The organism is Amycolatopsis sp. NPDC026612 (assembly GCF_040638285.1).
Lineage (GTDB): Bacteria > Actinomycetota > Actinomycetes > Mycobacteriales > Pseudonocardiaceae > Amycolatopsis.
Genome location: NZ_JBEZYB010000058.1, coordinates 1 through 16,253, shown reverse-complemented (window position 1 = coordinate 16,253; position 16,253 = coordinate 1). Strand labels below are relative to the sequence as shown.

Here is a 16,253-nt window from a genome sequence, read left to right as displayed (position 1 = left end):
TTCAGCGCGGGTAGCGGGCTCCGTTCACGGTGACCCGCACCGTGTACAGCGAACTCGACGCGGTGATGAACAGTTCGTTCCCCCGCGCCCCGCCGAAGGTGAAGTTCGAGCAGATCTCCGGCATCCGCAGCTTGCCGATCCGCGTCCCGTCCGCCGCGAAGCAGTGCAAGCCGTCGTGGGCCGCGGCCCACACCTGGCCTTCGCTGTCCACCCGGACGCCGTCGAAACCGCCGCTGTCGCTCGTCGCGAAGACGTCGCCGCCCGTCAGCGTGCCGTTCTCGCCCACCTCGAACACCCGGAGGTGGCTCGGTTCCTGGCGGGTGTCGGCGATGTACAGCCGCGATTCGTCCGCCGAGAACGCCAGCCCGTTCGGCCGCGAAAAGTCGTCGGCGACGATCGTCACCGAGCCGTCCGGTGCGGCGCGGTACACGTGGCAGCCCCCGATTTCGCTCTCCGCGCGGTACCCCTCGTAGTCACTGTCGATGCCGTAACTCGGGTCGGTGAACCAGATGGACCCGTCCGAGTGCTCGACGACGTCGTTCGGGCTGTTCAGCCGCTTTCCCCGGTACTCCGAGGCCAGCACCGTGATCGAGCCGTCGTGTTCGGTGCGCGTCACCCGGCGTGGACCTTGTTCGCAGCTGATCAGCCGCCCCCGGCGGTCCACCGTGTGCCCGTTCGCGTACCGGGACGGCTGCCGGAACACGCCGACCTGCCCGGTCGTCTCGTCCCAGCGCAGCGTGCGGTCGTTCGGGATGTCGCTGAACACCAGGTAGCGGCCCGCCGGGAAGTACGCCGGGCCCTCCGTCCAGCGGCAGCCGGTGTGCAGGCGCTGCATCCACTCGTCGCCGTTCACGCGCGCGAACCGCTCGTCGAGCGCCTGGAAGTCCGTCTTGACCAGATCCATCTCTCACCCCTGGGTAAATCCTGTCTTCAGCATGGACCACCGCCGTGCGTACTACTGTGCAATGCGTGGTACCTTTCGAAGCGTAGGACTGGAGGTGCAGTGGAGATCAGTCAGCTGCTGAAGGGCGTGCTCGATCTCGCCGTCCTCGCGGTGCTTCGCGAGGAAGACGGCTACGGGTACGACGTCCTGAGAAGGCTCCGGGCCGCCGGCCTGGACGAGGTGGGGGATGCGTCGGTGTACGGGACGTTGCGCAGGCTGTACAAGGCCGGGCTGCTGACCTCGTACGTGGTGCCCAGCGAAGAGGGGCCCCACCGCAAGTACTACAGCCTGAACGAGCCGGGCTGGGCCCGGCTGGCGGAGTCGGGCAAGACCTGGCAGAGCTTCGCATCGACGATGAACGTGCTTTTGGGAGAGGCAGCATGAGCGACAAGCCGACCGCCGTGCGGGTGTACCTGGCGCGGGTCCGCACCGCGCTCGCCGACCTGCCCGACGGCGAGATCGAAGAGATCCTCGAGGACGTTCGCCCGCACCTGGTGGAACTCGAGGCCGAGCTGGGGGAGGGGGCGCGTGTCGAGGCCCTGATCGAACGGCTCGGCTCGCCCGAGAGCTACGCCGCCGAGCTGCGCGCCTCCGGTGGGTACCCGGCGCCGGGGGAGGGCGCCACCCAGGTGGTCGCGCCGACGGCCGCGCCCAGCCTGGTGAAGCCGCGGATCGCGTTCTGGGGCCTGGTGCTCTGCGCGCTGGCCCTGGCGCTGCTCGCGTTCGGCGCCGCCGTCACCGTCGACCCCGACGTGCTCATCGGCCTGCTGCTGTTCGCCCCGGTCTTCCTCGTCAGCCTGGTGCTGCTCCTGCGCGGCGGAGTCGAGCCGGTGCTGGCGCTGCCGGAAGTGGGGTGGCTGCGCACCACGATGGCCAAGGGGCGCGAGCAGGAGGACACCGGCAAGGTCCTGCGCTACCTCCGTTCGCTCAAGCCGGCGTGGTGGGTGCTGTGCGCCGTCGCGCTGCTCGCGTTCGGGCTGCTGTTCATGCTGCGGCACCGGGATGCGGTGCTGCTGCTGCCGTTCCTGATCCTCGCGGCCGCCGGGGGCTTGTGGGCGGGCCCGCGAGTGGGGGCCGACCGGCGGCTGCTGTGGGTGGCCGTGCCGGTTTCGGCGTTCGTCATCGGCGGCGCACTGGGCGGGTTCGGCGCCGTGATGGACCTCTTCGCCCGCGGGAGTTCGCCCTCGGGTTCATCGCCGTACTACTCGTCGTCGGCCGATCACTACGGCAACGACCAGCTGACCTACGGCGGCCGCGAGGTCGAGAACGTCTACGCCTTCGACGCCGACGGCAAGCCGCTGACGGAGGTCTACCTCTACGACGAAGAGGGCAGGCCGATCACGCTGACCCGCTACGCCTGCGAGTACTCGACCGGCGGCACGCGGAAGATCGGCGAGGACAACCGGTTCCCCCGGCCGAAGATCGAGCAGGGCGTCACCGACGACCAGGGCAACTACAACGGCTACAACGGGTACCGCGGCGCCTGTCGCGAGATCGCGGGCGTCCCGTTCAGCGCCGCGATCCCCAAGGTGACCGTGGCGGCCACCCCGTCGGCCACGACCACCAGCCCGCCGACCGCGGCGACGCCGACCAGGTAGGGGGCCGCTCCCGGCGTGTTCACCCGTTCCGAACGCGCCCGAAACGCCGGGTGAACGCGGGCGTGCTGAGCTGGGCGGGTGACGCCACCCACGGACACTTTCGCCCCGCGCACCCGGGTCGTCCACGGGTACGAGCGCGCCTACCGGATGGCCGGGCGCGGGCCGGCCCTGCTCTTCCTGCACGGCATCGGCGACGACTCGTCGACCTGGCTGGACCTGCTGGCGTCGCTGTCGGCCGACTTCACGGTGATCGCCCCCGACCTGCTCGGCCACGGCTCCTCGGCCAAACCGCGCGCGGACTACTCGGTGGCGGCCTACGCGTGCGGCATGCGCGACCTGCTGACCACCCTGGACGTCGACCGGGTGACGGTGGTCGGGCACTCGCTCGGCGGCGGCGTCGCGATGCAGTTCGCCTACCAGTTCCCGGAACGGTGCGAACGGCTCGTGCTGGTCGGCTCGGGTGGGGTCGGGGCGGGTGTCCACCCGCTGCTGCGCCTGGCCGCGGCGCCGGGGGCGGGGCTGGTGCTGCCGCTGCTGGGGACGCCGCCCGCGGTCGCGGCGCTGCGCGGGTTCGCCGGGCTGCTGCGGGTCTTCGACGACGCGGACCTCGACTACGTGCTGACCCGGTACGCGCGGCTGGTCGAGCCGGGCACGCGCTCGGCGTTCCTGCGGACGCTGCGCTCGGTCGTCGACTGGCGCGGGCAGGTGGTCAACATGCTGGACCGGTGCTACCTGACCGACGGCATCCCGACGCTGCTGGTGTGGGGCACGGAGGACCGGGTGGTGCCGAGCGGCCACGCGCTGCGCGCCCACCGGGCGATGCCGGGCAGCAGGCTGGTCCTCTTCGAGGGCGCGGGCCACTTCCCGCACCGGTCGGATCCGGAGCGGTTCCTGGAGATCCTGCGGGAGTTCCTGGCCGAGACGCCGCCGGCGCGGTACGACCGGGCGCAGTGGGGGGAGCTCCTGCGCGCGGGGCGTCCGGCGGAAGCTCCCGAGCCGGCGGGGCTCCCGGACGTGCCGGCGGTGTCCTCGGGCACCTGAGCAGCCCCCGTTTTCCACGCTACCGGCGGGCACCGACAGTGCCGGCGCGCTCCGTCCGGGCTGTCCACAGCACCGGGCGCTGCCGCGCTACCCCCGGGCACGGCGAAGGCCGCCTCCGGAAACGGCGGATCCGGGGCGGCCTTCGACGGTCCGTGGGTCAGTGGCCGAACGCGCTGCGCGCCGCCAGGTCCGCCAGCAGCGCTCGGCCCTTCTCCGCGTTGCGCGGCTGGGACAGGACGTCGTAGCGGCGGGCCACCAGCTGGCTCTGCGAGACGAACCCGCGCTTGTTCCGGTTCACCGCGTAGCCCAGCGCGCCGAAGAGCACGTTGAACCCGAGACCGGCGACGAGGCCGATCACGATCGGGACCATGCCGGCGCCGGGGTTGAGCAGGCTGAGCATCAGACCGAGGAACAGGCCGAACATCGCGCCGGACGTCGCCGCGCTGCCCAGGACCTTGCCCCACGACATCTTGCCCGCGATCCGCTCGACGAGCATCGGCTCGACACCCACGATCGTGACGTCGGTGACCGGGAAGTCGGTGCCCGCGAGGTGGTCGACCGCCCGCTGTGCCTGCTCGTAGGACTCGTACGAACCGATCGGCCAGCCGGTGGGCAGGGTCGGCAGCTGGGGCCGGGCCTGCTGCTGTCCGATCGTGCTCTGCTGCGTGAATGCTGTGGTCATCGATCTCACCTCTCTTGCCCTGTCCAACGTCCGGGCGTCGCGGTTTCCTCCCGCACGAGCGAATTCACAGACTCTTCTCAGCCGGGCAACCCGGACAATCCAACCATGAGCTCAATGGTTCAAGAAAATACCTTTTCTCGGGTTGACCCCGACCCGGTCACCGGGTAGGAAGGACCGGCAAAGGATTCATACCAAACCTTTGGGGCGACGATGGCACGCAGGCGAGGCATGCTCACGCTCGACGAACTCCGGGCGCGCGTGGACGCGGGCACGATCGACACGGTGCTCGTCGCGCTCACCGACATGCAGGGCAGGCTGCAGGGCAAGCGCTGCTCGGCCGAGTACTTCCTGGACGAGGTCGTCGGCCACGCCACCGAGGCCTGCAACTACCTCCTGGCCGTGGACGTCGACATGAACACCGTCGACGGGTACGCCCTCTCCTCCTGGGACAGCGGGTACGGCGACTTCGTGCTGCGCCCCGACCTCGAAACCCTGCGCGAGGTCCCGTGGCAGGAGGGCACCGCGCTGGTGCTGGCCGACGTCGAGCGCGTGCAGGGCGGGCCGGTGTCGGTGTCGCCGCGCCAGATCCTGCGCCGCCAGCTCGACCGGCTCACCGAGCGGGGCCTCGCCGCCTTCGTCGGCACCGAGCTCGAGTTCATCGTCTTCGACGACACCTACGAGGCCGCCTGGGACAAGCGCTACCACGGTCTCAAGCCCGCCAACCAGTACAACGTCGACTACTCGATGCTCGGCACCGCGCGGCTGGAGCCGCTGCTGCGCCGCATCCGCAACGACATGGCCGGCGCCGGGCTCTACCCGGAGTCCGCCAAGGGCGAGTGCAACCCCGGTCAGCAGGAGATCGCCTTCCGCTACACCGACGCGCTCTCGACGTGCGACAACCACAGCGTCTACAAGAACGGTGCCAAGGAGATCGCCGCGCAGGAGGGCAAGAGCCTCACCTTCATGGCGAAGTACAACGAACGCGAGGGCAACTCCTGCCACATCCACATCAGCCTGCGCTCGACCGAGGGCCGTGCCGTGCTGCCGGGCGACAGCGAGCACGGCTTCTCGAAGCTGATGGAACACTTCCTCGCGGGCCAGCTCGCCGCGCTGCACGAGCTGACGTACTTCCTCGCGCCGAACATCAACTCCTACAAGCGGTTCGTGCCCGGCAGCTTCGCGCCGACCGCGATCGCGTGGGGGACCGACAACCGGACCTGCGCCCTGCGCGTCGTCGGGCACGGCGAGTCGCTGCGGGTGGAGAACCGGGTGCCGGGCGGCGACGTCAACCCTTACCTCGCCGTCGCCGCGCTCGTCGCCGCCGGGCTCCACGGCATCGAGAACGAGTTGGAGCTGGAGGAGCCGTTCACCGGCAACGCCTACAACTCCGGCCGGGACACCGTGCCGACCACCCTGCCCGCGGCCGCCGCGGCCCTGGACGGCAGCGCACTGGCGCGCGCGGCCTTCGGCGACGACGTCGTCGACCACTACCTGAACGCGGCGAAGATCGAAATCGACGCCTGCAACGCGGCCGTCACCGACTGGGAGCTCGTCCGTGGCTTCGAGCGCCTTTAAGCCCGTCATCGGGCTGACGTCCTACCTGGAACCCGCGAAGTTCCTGGCCTGGGACACCGAAGCCGTGCTGCTGCACCGGGTCTACGTCGACTGCGTCGTCGCGGCCGGTGGTATCCCGGTGGTGCTGCCGCCGGTATCCGACGCGTACGACCGGCTGGTGTCCACTGTGGACGGGCTGGTGCTCACCGGCGGCGCCGACGTCGAACCCGCGCGCTACGGCCACGAGCCGCACCCGGCGACCTACGTCCGGCCGGAGCGGGACGCGTTCGAGTTCGGCCTGTTCGAAGCGGCGCGCACGGCGGGCAAACCGGTCCTCGGCGTGTGCCGCGGCCTGCAGGTGATGAGCGTCGCCCTCGGCGGCACCCTGGTCCAGCACCTGCCCGAGAGTGCGGGCACCACCGAGCACCAGCCTGCCCCCGCGACGTTCGGGACCAGCACGGTCCTGCTCGAGAACGGCAGCCGGGCGGCGGCGATCCTGGGGCGGGAGACGAAGGCCCGCTGCTACCACCACCAGGCCATCGACCGGCTCGGCACCGGCCTGGAACCGGTCGGCTGGGCCGCCGACGGCACGATCGAGGCCGCGGAAGTGCCCGGCGAGTTCACCCTGGGCGTCCAGTGGCACCCCGAGCAGGACAGCGACGACGTCCGGCTGTTCCAGGCTCTCGTCGACGCGAGCAAGGAGAGGGCATGACCACCAGTTTCGACGTCCTGAACCCCGCCACCGAGGAGGTGGTGCGGAGCGTCCCGCTGACCAGCGCCGAGGAGACCGACGCGGCGATCGCCCGCGCCCACGCGGCGTTCCCGGCGTGGCGTGACGTCGCCCCCGGCGACCGGGCGCGGCTGCTGCGCCGCTTCGCCGACGCCGTCGAGGCCGACCTCGAGCACCTCGCGCGGCTCGAGGTCGAGAACTCCGGGCACACCATCGGCAACGCCCGCTGGGAAGCGGGCAACGTCCGTGACGTGCTGAACTACTACTCCGCCGCGCCGGAACGCCTGATCGGCCAGCAGATCCCGGTGCCGGGCGGGATCAACGTCACCTTCCAGGAGCCCCTGGGCGTGGTCGGCGTGATCGTGCCGTGGAACTTCCCGATGCCGATCGCCGGCTGGGGGTTCGCGCCCGCGCTCGCCGCGGGGAACACCGTCGTCCTCAAGCCCGCCGAGCTGACGCCGCTGACCGCGATCCGGCTGGGCGAGCTGGCCCGCGAGGCGGGCATCCCCGAGGACGTCTTCCAGGTGCTGCCCGGCAAGGGGTCCGTGGTCGGGCAGCGGTTCGTCGACCACCCGGCCGTGCGGAAGGTCGTCTTCACCGGCTCGACCGAGGTCGGCAAGCAGATCATGGCGGGCTGCGCGGCGCAGGTGAAGCGCGTGACGCTGGAGCTCGGCGGCAAGAACGCCAACATCGTCTTCGCCGACTCCGACCTGGAGAAGGCCGCGGCGACCGCACCCTACGGCGTCTTCGACAACGCCGGCCAGGACTGCTGCGCGCGGTCGCTGATCCTGGTGCAGGCGAGCGCGTACGACCGCTTCATGGAGCTGCTCGAGCCCGCGGTGCACGGCGTCGTCGTCGGCGACCCCGGCGACGAGAAGACCGAGATGGGCCCGCTGATCTCGGCCGCGCACCGGGAGAAGGTCGCTTCCTACGTGCCCGGCGACGCGCCCGTCGCGATCCGCGGCACCGCGCCCGCGGGCCCCGGCTTCTGGTTCCCGCCGACCGTCGTCACCCCGCCGGACCTGCACCACCCGGTCGCGGCGGAGGAGGTCTTCGGCCCGGTCGTCGCCGTCGTGCCGTTCGAGCAGGAGGCCGACGCGATCCGGATGGCCAACACGACCGACTACGGCCTGTCCGGGTCGATCTGGACCCGCGACGCCGGCCGGGCGTTCCGGGTCGCCCGCGGCGTCGAAGCCGGCAACCTCTCGGTGAACTCGCACTCGTCGGTGCGCTACTGGACGCCGTTCGGCGGCTTCAAGCAGTCCGGTCTCGGCCGCGAGCTGGGCCCGGACGCCGCGGCGGCGTTCACCGAAACCAAGAACGTCTTTCTGAGCACGGAGGAGTAATGGTCCAGCGTTTCGAAGGCCGCGTCGCGGTCATCACCGGCGGCGCGAGCGGCATCGGGCTCGCCTCGGCCCGCCGCCTGGCGAGCGAAGGCGCGAAGGTCGTCATCGCGGACCTCACGCCGGCCGAGGGCAAGGCGGCCGCCGACGAGATCGGCGGCGCGTTCATCCAGACCGACGTCACCGACGCCGAGCAGGTCGAGAACCTGTTCCACAGCACGGTGGAGCAGTTCGGCTCGGTCGACGTCGCCTTCAACAACGCCGGCATCTCACCGCCGGAGGACGACTCCATCCTCACCACCGGCATCGAGGCGTGGGAGAAGGTCCAGCGGGTCAACCTGACGTCGGTGTACCTGTGCTGCAAGGCGGTGCTGCCGCACATGCAGCGGCAGGGTCGCGGTTCGATCGTCAACACGGCGTCGTTCGTGGCGGTGATGGGCGCGGCGACGTCGCAGATCTCCTACACCGCGTCCAAGGGCGGCGTGCTGGCGATGAGCCGCGAGCTGGGCATCCAGTTCGCGCGGGAGAACATCCGCGTCAACGCGCTGTGCCCCGGGCCGGTGAACACCCCGTTGCTCAAGGAGCTGTTCGCGAAGGACCCGGAACGCGCGGCGCGGCGCCTGGTCCACGTGCCCGTCGGCCGGTTCGCCGAGCCGTCGGAGATCGCGGCCGCCGTCGCGTTCCTGGCCAGCGACGACGCCAGTTTCATCACGGCGTCGCAGTTCCTGGTCGACGGCGGCATCTCCGGCGCGTACGTCACCCCGATCTAACGCCTGGTCGGTTTCTTGACGCCGTAGACCTCCCGCAGGTAGCTCCAGGCGGCGTTGAGCTTCTTGCGCTCTTCGGAGATCTCCTTTTCCCGGCGCCGCAGGATCCGGGTGGCGATCTCGGAGGAGAGGAAGGCGCCGGCGGCGAAGGTCAGCACGCCGACGATCAGGGTCAGGGCGACGATGGTGGTGGTCATGGTGACCAGCGTCGATGCCGGGTGGGCGATTCGTCCCTGCGCAAAGCTAGCCGGTTTCGTTAGCTTTGTGAGGTGACGCACTGGCGCGCCGACGAGTGGGCGGAAGCGGTCCGGGCCGGGATCCGTTCCCGGGGCCTTTCCCTGGACGAGGCCGCGCGGCGCATCGGCGTCCCGACGTCGACGCTGCGCAGCTGGATCGAGCACCGGCACGCGCCGAAGGTGACCGTCTTCGACCACTGGGCGCAGCTCGCCGAGGTCACCGGGCTCGGGGAAGCCGAGCTGCTGCGCGTCGCCGGCGTCCTGCCCGACTCGCTCGCTTCCCCGGTGCGCGTCGCGCAGGCGGCGAAGGCGCTGAGGGAAGGCATCGACCGGGCCGGGCAGTTCCTCCGGCAGGCGACCGCGCTCGTCTACTCCTCGCCCGGCACGCAGGTGGCCAACGCCATCGCGGCGTCGCCGATCGACTGGGAGATGCGGATCCGCTCCGCCACCCGCGGCGACGAAGTCCGCGTCACCTACCACCACTACGTCGGGATCGTGCCGCCGCGGGACTTCCCCCACGACGACGCCGAGGTGCGCCGCATCATCGAGCACGAGATCCTCGGGGAGCTGTGGCGGCCGCTGGGTCTCTACTGGCGGGTCGCCGAGGTGCACGACTGGCACGAGCCGCCCCGGTTGGTGATCCAGGTGCCGGAGCAGGAGGCGACGCGGCCGCCCGCGCCGTCACCGGTCGTCACCGCGCCGCCGGTGGTCGTGCTGTCGCCGATCTGGGGTTACGGCGAGCTGCTGGCGTCGCTGGTCGCCGACGGTCTCGGGTTCGGCAACGTCGACTTCCGCTACTTCGGCCTCCCCGACACGATGGCCGACCGGGTCCGGATCACCGCCCGCGAGCTGGCCGGGCCCGCGCCGCGGCTGGTGCACTCGGTGCCGCCGATCATGCTGCTGCACGGCCTCGCCGTGCCCGACCTGACCGGACGGCTCCCGGTGGTGGTCCGCTACGGCCCCCGCATGCGCGCGCGGGCCGCGCGTATCTACCGTGCCCCGCTGCTCGAAGCGGGGTTCGCGGATCCCCTGGCGGGAGCGCGGGCGATCGAGGAAGCCGTCTCGGTCCCGCCGGGCTGCGCGTACTTCGAGGTGACGCTGGCCGACGAGGACGTCTTCGACGGCGACCGCCCCTCGCTCGACCGGCTCAACGATTCGGTGGCGTGGTTCGCCGAGCAGATCGTCGAGCAGGTGCTGCTGACCGCGGGCCTGCCCCCGGTGCCGCTCGGCGGCCCGCTCAAACGCCTCGTCCTCTCGTCGGGCCGGGTCCGGCGGCCGCCCGCGCTGGCGGGCCGGGTGGTCCGCCGGATCGCCGGTCGAGCGCCGGTCGAGGACCGGTGTGGCGTTGCTCGGGAGAAGTAGACGGACCTCGAACCCGGCAGGTACGGTGGCCGCAACAACTGCAGATCGGGCCGTCGAGCCGAGGCGGGAGAGCCCTCACGAAGTCGGTGGGGCACCGAAGGAGCAAACTCCCCGGAATCTCTCAGGTACCTGCTACCGCTTCGCGCGAGGCCACTCTGGAAAGCAGGCGCACCCGCGCCTCACCCAAGGTGAAAGCCGTGTCACACACGGTGAAACTCTCAGGTGCCATGACAGAGGGGGAGTTCCCAGCGCACCGTTCTGTCCGGTGCCCGGCCCGAGGAGCTCCCCATCACGTCTACGCAGTTCGACGCCCGCCACATCGGCCCGTCCGAGGCCGAACGCGCGAAGATGCTGGCCGAGTGCGGCTACGGCAGCCTGGACGCCCTGGTCGGGGCGGCCGTGCCGAGTGCCATCCAGGCGACCCGCGACCTCGACCTCCCGCCTGCCGCGTCCGAAGAGGAAGCCACCGCGGAGCTGCGTGCCCTCGCCGCGCGCAACCGGCCGATGACGCAGATGATCGGGCTGGGCTACTCCGACACCGTCACCCCCGGGGTGATCCGCCGGAACGTCCTGGAGAACCCGGCCTGGTACACCGCGTACACGCCGTACCAGCCGGAGATCTCGCAGGGCCGCCTCGAGGCGCTGCTCAACTTCCAGACGATGGTCGCCGACCTGACCGGCCTGGCCACCGCGAACGCGTCCCTGCTGGACGAGTCGACCGCCGTCGCCGAGGCCGTCACGCTGATGCGCCGCTCGTCCAAGTCGAAGTCGAACAAGGTCGTGCTGGACGCCGAGTGCCTGCCGCAGACGATCGCCGTCGTGCGGACCCGGGTCGAGGCCCTCGGCATCGAGGTCGAGGTCCGCGACCTGCTGACCGGCCTGCCGGACGAGTTCTTCGGCGTCGTCGTCCAGTACCCCGGCGCGTCCGGCGTGCTGCGCGGCCACGGCTTCTACCAGGCGATTTCGGAGTCGGCGAAGGCCGCGGGCGCGCTGTTCACCGTCGCCGCCGACCTGCTCGCGCTGACGCTGATCGCCGCCCCCGGCGAGTTCGGCGCCGACGTCGCCGCCGGGTCGACGCAGCGCTTCGGCGTCCCGCTCGGCTACGGCGGTCCGCACGCCGGGTACCTGTCGGTCCGCTCCGGCCTCGAGCGTTCGCTGCCCGGGCGGCTGGTGGGTGTCTCGGTCGACGCCGACGGCAACTCGGCGTACCGGCTCGCGCTGCAGACCCGTGAGCAGCACATCCGTCGTGAGAAGGCGACGTCGAACATCTGCACCGCGCAGGTCCTCCCGGCCGTGCTGGCCGCGATGTACGCGGTCTACCACGGTCCCGACGGCCTGAAGAAGATCGCCCGGCGCGTCCACGGCCTGGCCGCGGGCTTCGCGGACGCCGTGCGTCAGGGCGGCGCCGAGGTGGTGCACGAGTCGTTCTTCGACACCGTCGTCGTGCGCGTCCCCGGCCGGGCCGCCGCGGTCCACGCCGCCGCCCGCGAAGCCGGGATCAACCTCGGCCACATCGACGCCGACCACGTCCGCGTCGCCTTCGACGAGGTCAGCACCCCCGCGATCACCGCTCAGGTTCTCCGCGCGTTCGGCGTCGAGGCGGAGGTGCACGACGGCGTCGCGCTGCCGAACGGGCTGGCGCGCGAGAGCGGCTTCATGGGCCACGAGGTCTTCGGCACCCACCGCTCCGAGACGGCGATGCTGCGCTACCTGCGCCGGCTGTCCGACCTGGACTACGCGCTCGACCGCGGCATGATCCCGCTCGGCTCCTGCACGATGAAGCTCAACGCCACCACCGAGATGGAGCCGATCAGCTGGCGCGAGTTCGCCGGCATCCACCCGTTCGCGCCGGCGGAGGACGCCGAGGGCTACCACGTCCTGGTGGCGCAGCTCGCGCAGTGGCTGGCCGAGGTGACCGGCTACGACCAGGTGTCGCTGCAGCCGAACGCGGGCAGCCAGGGCGAGCTCGCCGGCCTCCTCGCGATCCGCGCCTACCACCGGGCCAACGGCGACGAGGGCCGTGACGTCTGCCTGATCCCGTCGTCCGCGCACGGCACCAACGCCGCGTCCGCGGTGCTCGCCGGGATGCGCGTGGTCGTCGTCAAGTGCACCGACGAGGGCAACGTCGACCTGGCCGACCTGCGGTCCAAGGTGGACGCCCACCGGGACGCGCTCGCCGCGATCATGGTCACCTACCCGTCCACGCACGGGGTGTACGAGCACGGCATCGACGAGCTGGCGAAGATCGTCCACGACGGCGGCGGCCAGGTGTACGTCGACGGCGCGAACCTCAACGCCCTGCTCGGCCTGGCCAAGCCGGGTGAGTTCGGCGGCGACGTCTCGCACCTGAACCTGCACAAGACGTTCTGCATCCCGCACGGCGGCGGCGGCCCCGGCGTCGGCCCGGTGGCGGTGCGCGCGCACCTCGCGCCGTACCTGCCCAACCACCCGCTGCTGGCGCAGGCCGGTCCCGAGACGGGCGTCGGCCCGATCAGCGGCGCGCCATACGGCTCGGCGTCGATCCTGCCGATCTCCTGGGCCTACGTCCGGATGATGGGTGCGCCCGGCCTGACCACGGCCACGAAGGTCGCCGTGCTGGCCGCCAATTACGTCGCTTCGCGGCTGGCGCCGCACTACCCGGTGCTCTACACGGGCCAGGACGGCCTGGTCGCGCACGAGTGCATCCTCGACCTGCGGCAGATCACCAAGGAGACCGGTGTGACGGTCGACGACGTCGCTAAGCGGCTCATCGACTACGGCTTCCACGCGCCGACGATGTCGTTCCCGGTCGCCGGGACGCTGATGGTCGAGCCGACCGAGTCGGAGGACCTCGGCGAGATCGACCGGTTCTGCGCCGCGATGATCGCCATCCGCGCCGAGATCGACGAGGTCGCGAACGGTAAGTGGAGCGCGGAGGAGTCGCCGTTGCGTGGGGCACCGCACACCGCGGAGACGCTGGTCGGGGCGTGGGACAAGCGCTACGACCGTGAGCTGGCCGTGTACCCGGCGGGTGTTTCGCGGAAGAACAAGTACTGGCCGCCGGTGCGTCGCATCGACGGCGCCCGCGGCGACCGTAACCTCGTGTGCTCGTGCCCGCCCCTCAACGCTTACGAAGGCTGATCCTGTCGTGTCGAAAGAGACCTCCCTGCACGGAGTCCACAAGGGACTCGGTGCGCTGTTCACCGACTTCGCCGGCTGGTCGATGCCGGTCCGCTACGCCAGCGAACTGGCCGAGCACAAGGCCGTCCGCGAGGCGGCCGGGCTGTTCGACCTCTCGCACATGGCCGAAATCCACGTCACCGGCAAGCAGGCGGCGGACGTCCTGGACTTCGCGCTGGTCGGCAACCTCACCGGCGTCAAGCCGGGCCGCGCGCGGTACACGATGATCTGCAACGCCGAGGGTGGCGTGCTGGACGACCTGGTCGTCTACCGGCTGGCCGACGAGCACTACCTGGTCGTGGCGAACGCCGGCAACGCGCAGGTCGTCGCGGACGCCCTCGCCGAGCGGGTCGCGGGCTTCGACGCGAAGGTCGACGACCGGTCGGAGACGACCGCGCTGATCGCGGTCCAGGGCCCGGAGGCCGCGGCGATCATCGGGGCCGTCACCGACGCGGACCTGACGTCGCTCAAGTACTACGCCGGCGTCCCGGCGGTCGTGAAGGGCCACGAGGTCCTGCTCGCCCGCACCGGCTACACCGGCGAGGACGGCTTCGAGCTGTTCGTGAACGCGGACGAGGCCCCCGCGGTCTGGCGGCTGCTGCTGGAGGCCGGCGAGCCGCACGGCCTGGTCCCGGCGGGTCTCGCCTGCCGCGACACGCTGCGGCTGGAAGCCGGGATGCCGCTCTACGGCAACGAGCTCACCGTCGAACAGAGCCCCTTCGAAGCCGGGCTCGGCCGCGTCGTCAAGTTCGAGAAGCCGGGCGACTTCGTCGGCCGCGCGGCATTGGAACGCCGTGCGGATGCGGACGTCCCGCGCGTGCGGGTCGGCTTGCGCGGCGCTGGTCGTCGTGCGCCGCGGCACGGCTACGCGGTGCTGGCCGACGGTACCGGGATCGGCGAGGTCACCAGCGGCGCGCTGTCGCCGACGCTCGGTTACCCGATCGCCATGGCGTACGTCGATCGGGCGTACGCCGAGCCCGGCACCGAGCTCTCCGTCGACATCCGGGGCAGGATCGAGCCCGTCGAGGTCGTCGCCCTGCCCTTCTACTCCCGCGCGTAAGGATCTGCTGAACCGTGAGCATCCCCGAGAACCTGCAGTACACCAAGGAACACGAGTGGCTGAGCGTCTCCGACGGTGTCGCCACCGTCGGCATCACCGCCTTCGCCGCCGAGTCGCTCGGTGACATCGTGTTCGTCCAGCTGCCCGAGGCGGGTTCGGCGATCACCGCCGGCGAGGTGTTCGGCGAGGTCGAGTCGACCAAGTCGGTCAGCGAGCTGTACGCGCCGGTCTCCGGCGAGGTCGTCGAGGTGAACGGCACCACATCGGACACCCCCGAGGTCATCAACTCCGACCCGTACACCGAAGGATGGCTCCTGAAGGTGCGTCTGACCGGCGACGTGCCCGACCTGCTCGACGCCGCCGCGTACGCCCAGCTCACCCAGGAGAACTGATGACGACGTTCGACCAGCACCTGTCCGAAGTCGACCCCGAGGTCGCCGCGGCCGTCGCCGACGAACTGAACCGCCAGCAGTCCACCCTGGAGATGATCGCCTCCGAGAACTTCGCCCCGGTGGGCGTGCTCGAGGCGCAGGGTTCGGTGCTGACCAACAAGTACGCCGAGGGTTACCCGGGCCGCCGCTACTACGGCGGCTGCGAGCACGTCGACGTCGTCGAGCAGCTCGCGATCGACCGGGCGAAGGCCCTGTTCGGCGCCGAGCACGCCAACGTCCAGCCGCACTCCGGCGCGCAGGCCAACGCCGCCGCGATGGTCGCCGTGCTCAAGCCGGGCGACACGATCCTCGGCCTCGACCTGGCCCACGGCGGCCACCTGACGCACGGGATGAAGATCAACTTCTCGGGCAAGCTGTACAACGTCGTCGCCTACCACGTCGACAAGGAGACCGGCATCGTCGATCTCGCCGAGATCGAGCGCCTGGCCGTCGAGCACAAGCCGAAGCTCATCATCGCCGGCTGGTCCGCCTACCCGCGGCAGCTCGACTTCGCCGAGTTCCGCCGCATTGCCGATCTCGTCGAGGCGCGGCTGATGGTGGACATGGCGCACTTCGCCGGGCTGGTCGCGGCCGGGCTGCACCCGTCGCCGGTGCCGCACGCCGACATCGTCACCACGACCACGCACAAGACCCTCGGCGGCCCGCGCGGCGGGCTCATCCTCTGCCGCGAGGAGCTGGCGAAGAAGATCAACTCCGCGGTGTTCCCCGGCCAGCAGGGCGGGCCCCTCGAACACGTCATCGCGGCCAAGGCCGTCGCGCTGAAGATCGCCGCGAGCGACGAGTTCCGCGAGCGGCAGCAGCGCACCCTCGAAGGCTCGCGGATCCTCGCGTCGCGGCTCTCGCAGGAGGACTGCGCGTCCGCCGGGGTGCGCGTGCTGACCGGCGGCACCGACGTCCACCTGGTGCTGGTCGACCTGGTCCAGTCCGCCTTGGACGGTCAGCAGGCCGAGGACCGGCTGCACGAAGTCGGCATCACGGTCAACCGCAACGCCGTCCCGTTCGACCCGCGCCCGCCGATGATCACCTCCGGCCTGCGGATCGGCACGCCGGCGCTGGCCACCCGCGGCTTCGGCGCGGACGACTTCGCCGAGGTCGCCGACGTCATCGCCGAGGCGCTCAAGCCGGACTTCGACGACGCTGTGCGGGCCAAGCTCCGCGACCGCGTCGAGACGCTGGCCAAGAAGCACCCGCTGTACGCGGACCTGTCCCGATGAGCGCCGCCCAGCCCGAGGGCCGGAAGCTGCTGCGTCTCGAGGTTCGCAACAGTGAGACGCCGATCGAGAAGAAGCCGCCGTGGATCAAGACGCGGGTGCGGATGGGTCCGGA

General features: G+C 71.1%; 15 protein-coding genes, 1 pseudogene and 1 riboswitch. Of the genes and pseudogenes, 13 read left to right on the top strand and 3 right to left on the bottom strand.

What is annotated here, in order from left to right:
* Nucleotide 1: 1 nt before the first annotated feature.
* Entirely contained in the window at nt 2-904 is a 903-nt protein-coding gene (locus AB0F15_RS33870) for an SMP-30/gluconolactonase/LRE family protein (RefSeq protein ID WP_360279438.1), read from the bottom strand.
* A 99-nt stretch (nt 905-1,003) separates the two neighbouring features.
* On the opposite strand from AB0F15_RS33870, the gene AB0F15_RS33865 reads away from it, so the two are divergent.
* From AB0F15_RS33865 to AB0F15_RS33855, 3 genes are all read left to right on the top strand, one after another.
* Nucleotides 1,004-1,327 (top strand): PadR family transcriptional regulator, encoded by a 324-nt coding sequence (locus AB0F15_RS33865; RefSeq protein WP_360279435.1) that lies wholly within the window; start codon nt 1,004-1,006, stop codon nt 1,325-1,327.
* On the top strand, nt 1,324-2,541 hold the full coding sequence (locus AB0F15_RS33860; protein WP_360279433.1) for a hypothetical protein: 1,218 nt from the start codon (nt 1,324-1,326) through the stop codon (nt 2,539-2,541). Before AB0F15_RS33865 ends, AB0F15_RS33860 begins: the two co-directional genes overlap by 4 nt.
* Nucleotides 2,542-2,619: 78 nt before the next feature.
* The gene (locus AB0F15_RS33855) at nt 2,620-3,582 is read left to right on the top strand and encodes an alpha/beta hydrolase (RefSeq protein ID WP_360279430.1); all 963 of its coding nucleotides are present in this window, start codon (nt 2,620-2,622) and stop codon (nt 3,580-3,582) included.
* 157 nt (nt 3,583-3,739) lie between these two features.
* Here AB0F15_RS33855 and AB0F15_RS33850 read toward each other — a convergent pair whose 3' ends face one another.
* Nucleotides 3,740-4,264 carry a general stress protein gene (locus tag AB0F15_RS33850; RefSeq protein WP_360279427.1) on the bottom strand — a complete coding sequence of 175 codons (525 nt, stop codon included), beginning with the start codon at nt 4,262-4,264 and terminating at the stop codon, nt 3,740-3,742.
* 228 nt (nt 4,265-4,492) lie between these two features.
* On the opposite strand from AB0F15_RS33850, the gene AB0F15_RS33845 reads away from it, so the two are divergent.
* Genes AB0F15_RS33845 through AB0F15_RS33830 form a run of 4 tightly spaced genes read left to right on the top strand, consistent with a single transcriptional unit; the run spans nt 4,493 to nt 8,661 of the window.
* The gene (locus tag AB0F15_RS33845; protein ID WP_360279535.1) at nt 4,493-5,839 is read left to right on the top strand and encodes a glutamine synthetase family protein; all 1,347 of its coding nucleotides are present in this window, start codon (nt 4,493-4,495) and stop codon (nt 5,837-5,839) included.
* Nucleotides 5,820-6,530: a gamma-glutamyl-gamma-aminobutyrate hydrolase family protein gene (locus AB0F15_RS33840; protein ID WP_360279424.1), complete on the top strand. Its 711-nt coding sequence runs from the start codon at nt 5,820-5,822 to the stop codon at nt 6,528-6,530. The genes AB0F15_RS33845 and AB0F15_RS33840 overlap by 20 nt, the downstream gene beginning before the upstream one ends.
* Nucleotides 6,527-7,894, top strand: a complete 1,368-nt coding sequence (locus AB0F15_RS33835) for an aldehyde dehydrogenase family protein (protein WP_360279421.1) — start codon at nt 6,527-6,529, stop codon at nt 7,892-7,894. The genes AB0F15_RS33840 and AB0F15_RS33835 overlap by 4 nt, the downstream gene beginning before the upstream one ends.
* Complete coding sequence (locus AB0F15_RS33830; protein ID WP_360279418.1) at nt 7,894-8,661, top strand: 3-oxoacyl-ACP reductase; 768 nt, start codon at nt 7,894-7,896, stop codon at nt 8,659-8,661. Before AB0F15_RS33835 ends, AB0F15_RS33830 begins: the two co-directional genes overlap by 1 nt.
* Here the strand turns inward: AB0F15_RS33830 and AB0F15_RS33825 are convergent.
* On the bottom strand, nt 8,658-8,855 hold the full coding sequence (locus AB0F15_RS33825; RefSeq protein WP_360279415.1) for a hypothetical protein: 198 nt from the start codon (nt 8,853-8,855) through the stop codon (nt 8,658-8,660). The genes AB0F15_RS33830 and AB0F15_RS33825 overlap by 4 nt on opposite strands.
* Nucleotides 8,856-8,927: 72 nt before the next feature.
* Between AB0F15_RS33825 and AB0F15_RS33820 the strand changes: the two genes are divergently transcribed.
* The 6 genes and pseudogenes from AB0F15_RS33820 to AB0F15_RS33795 all read left to right on the top strand — a co-directional run.
* Nucleotides 8,928-10,256 (top strand): helix-turn-helix transcriptional regulator, encoded by a 1,329-nt coding sequence (locus AB0F15_RS33820; RefSeq protein WP_360279412.1) that lies wholly within the window; start codon nt 8,928-8,930, stop codon nt 10,254-10,256.
* A 145-nt stretch (nt 10,257-10,401) separates the two neighbouring features.
* A riboswitch (glycine riboswitch) is annotated at nt 10,402-10,500 on the top strand.
* A 44-nt stretch (nt 10,501-10,544) separates the two neighbouring features.
* Nucleotides 10,545-13,376 carry an aminomethyl-transferring glycine dehydrogenase gene (gcvP, locus tag AB0F15_RS33815; RefSeq protein WP_360279532.1) on the top strand — a complete coding sequence of 944 codons (2,832 nt, stop codon included), beginning with the start codon at nt 10,545-10,547 and terminating at the stop codon, nt 13,374-13,376.
* 7 nt (nt 13,377-13,383) lie between these two features.
* Nucleotides 13,384-14,475, top strand: a complete 1,092-nt coding sequence (gene gcvT / locus AB0F15_RS33810; RefSeq protein WP_360279409.1) for a glycine cleavage system aminomethyltransferase GcvT — start codon at nt 13,384-13,386, stop codon at nt 14,473-14,475.
* A 14-nt stretch (nt 14,476-14,489) separates the two neighbouring features.
* Entirely contained in the window at nt 14,490-14,867 is a 378-nt protein-coding gene (gene gcvH, locus AB0F15_RS33805) for a glycine cleavage system protein GcvH (RefSeq protein WP_360279406.1), read from the top strand.
* Nucleotides 14,867-16,141: a serine hydroxymethyltransferase gene (gene glyA / locus AB0F15_RS33800; protein ID WP_360279403.1), complete on the top strand. Its 1,275-nt coding sequence runs from the start codon at nt 14,867-14,869 to the stop codon at nt 16,139-16,141. Before gcvH ends, glyA begins: the two co-directional genes overlap by 1 nt.
* A pseudogene (locus AB0F15_RS33795) lies at nt 16,138-16,253 on the top strand (lipoyl synthase); the annotation flags it as partial. The gene glyA and the pseudogene AB0F15_RS33795, both read left to right, overlap by 4 nt.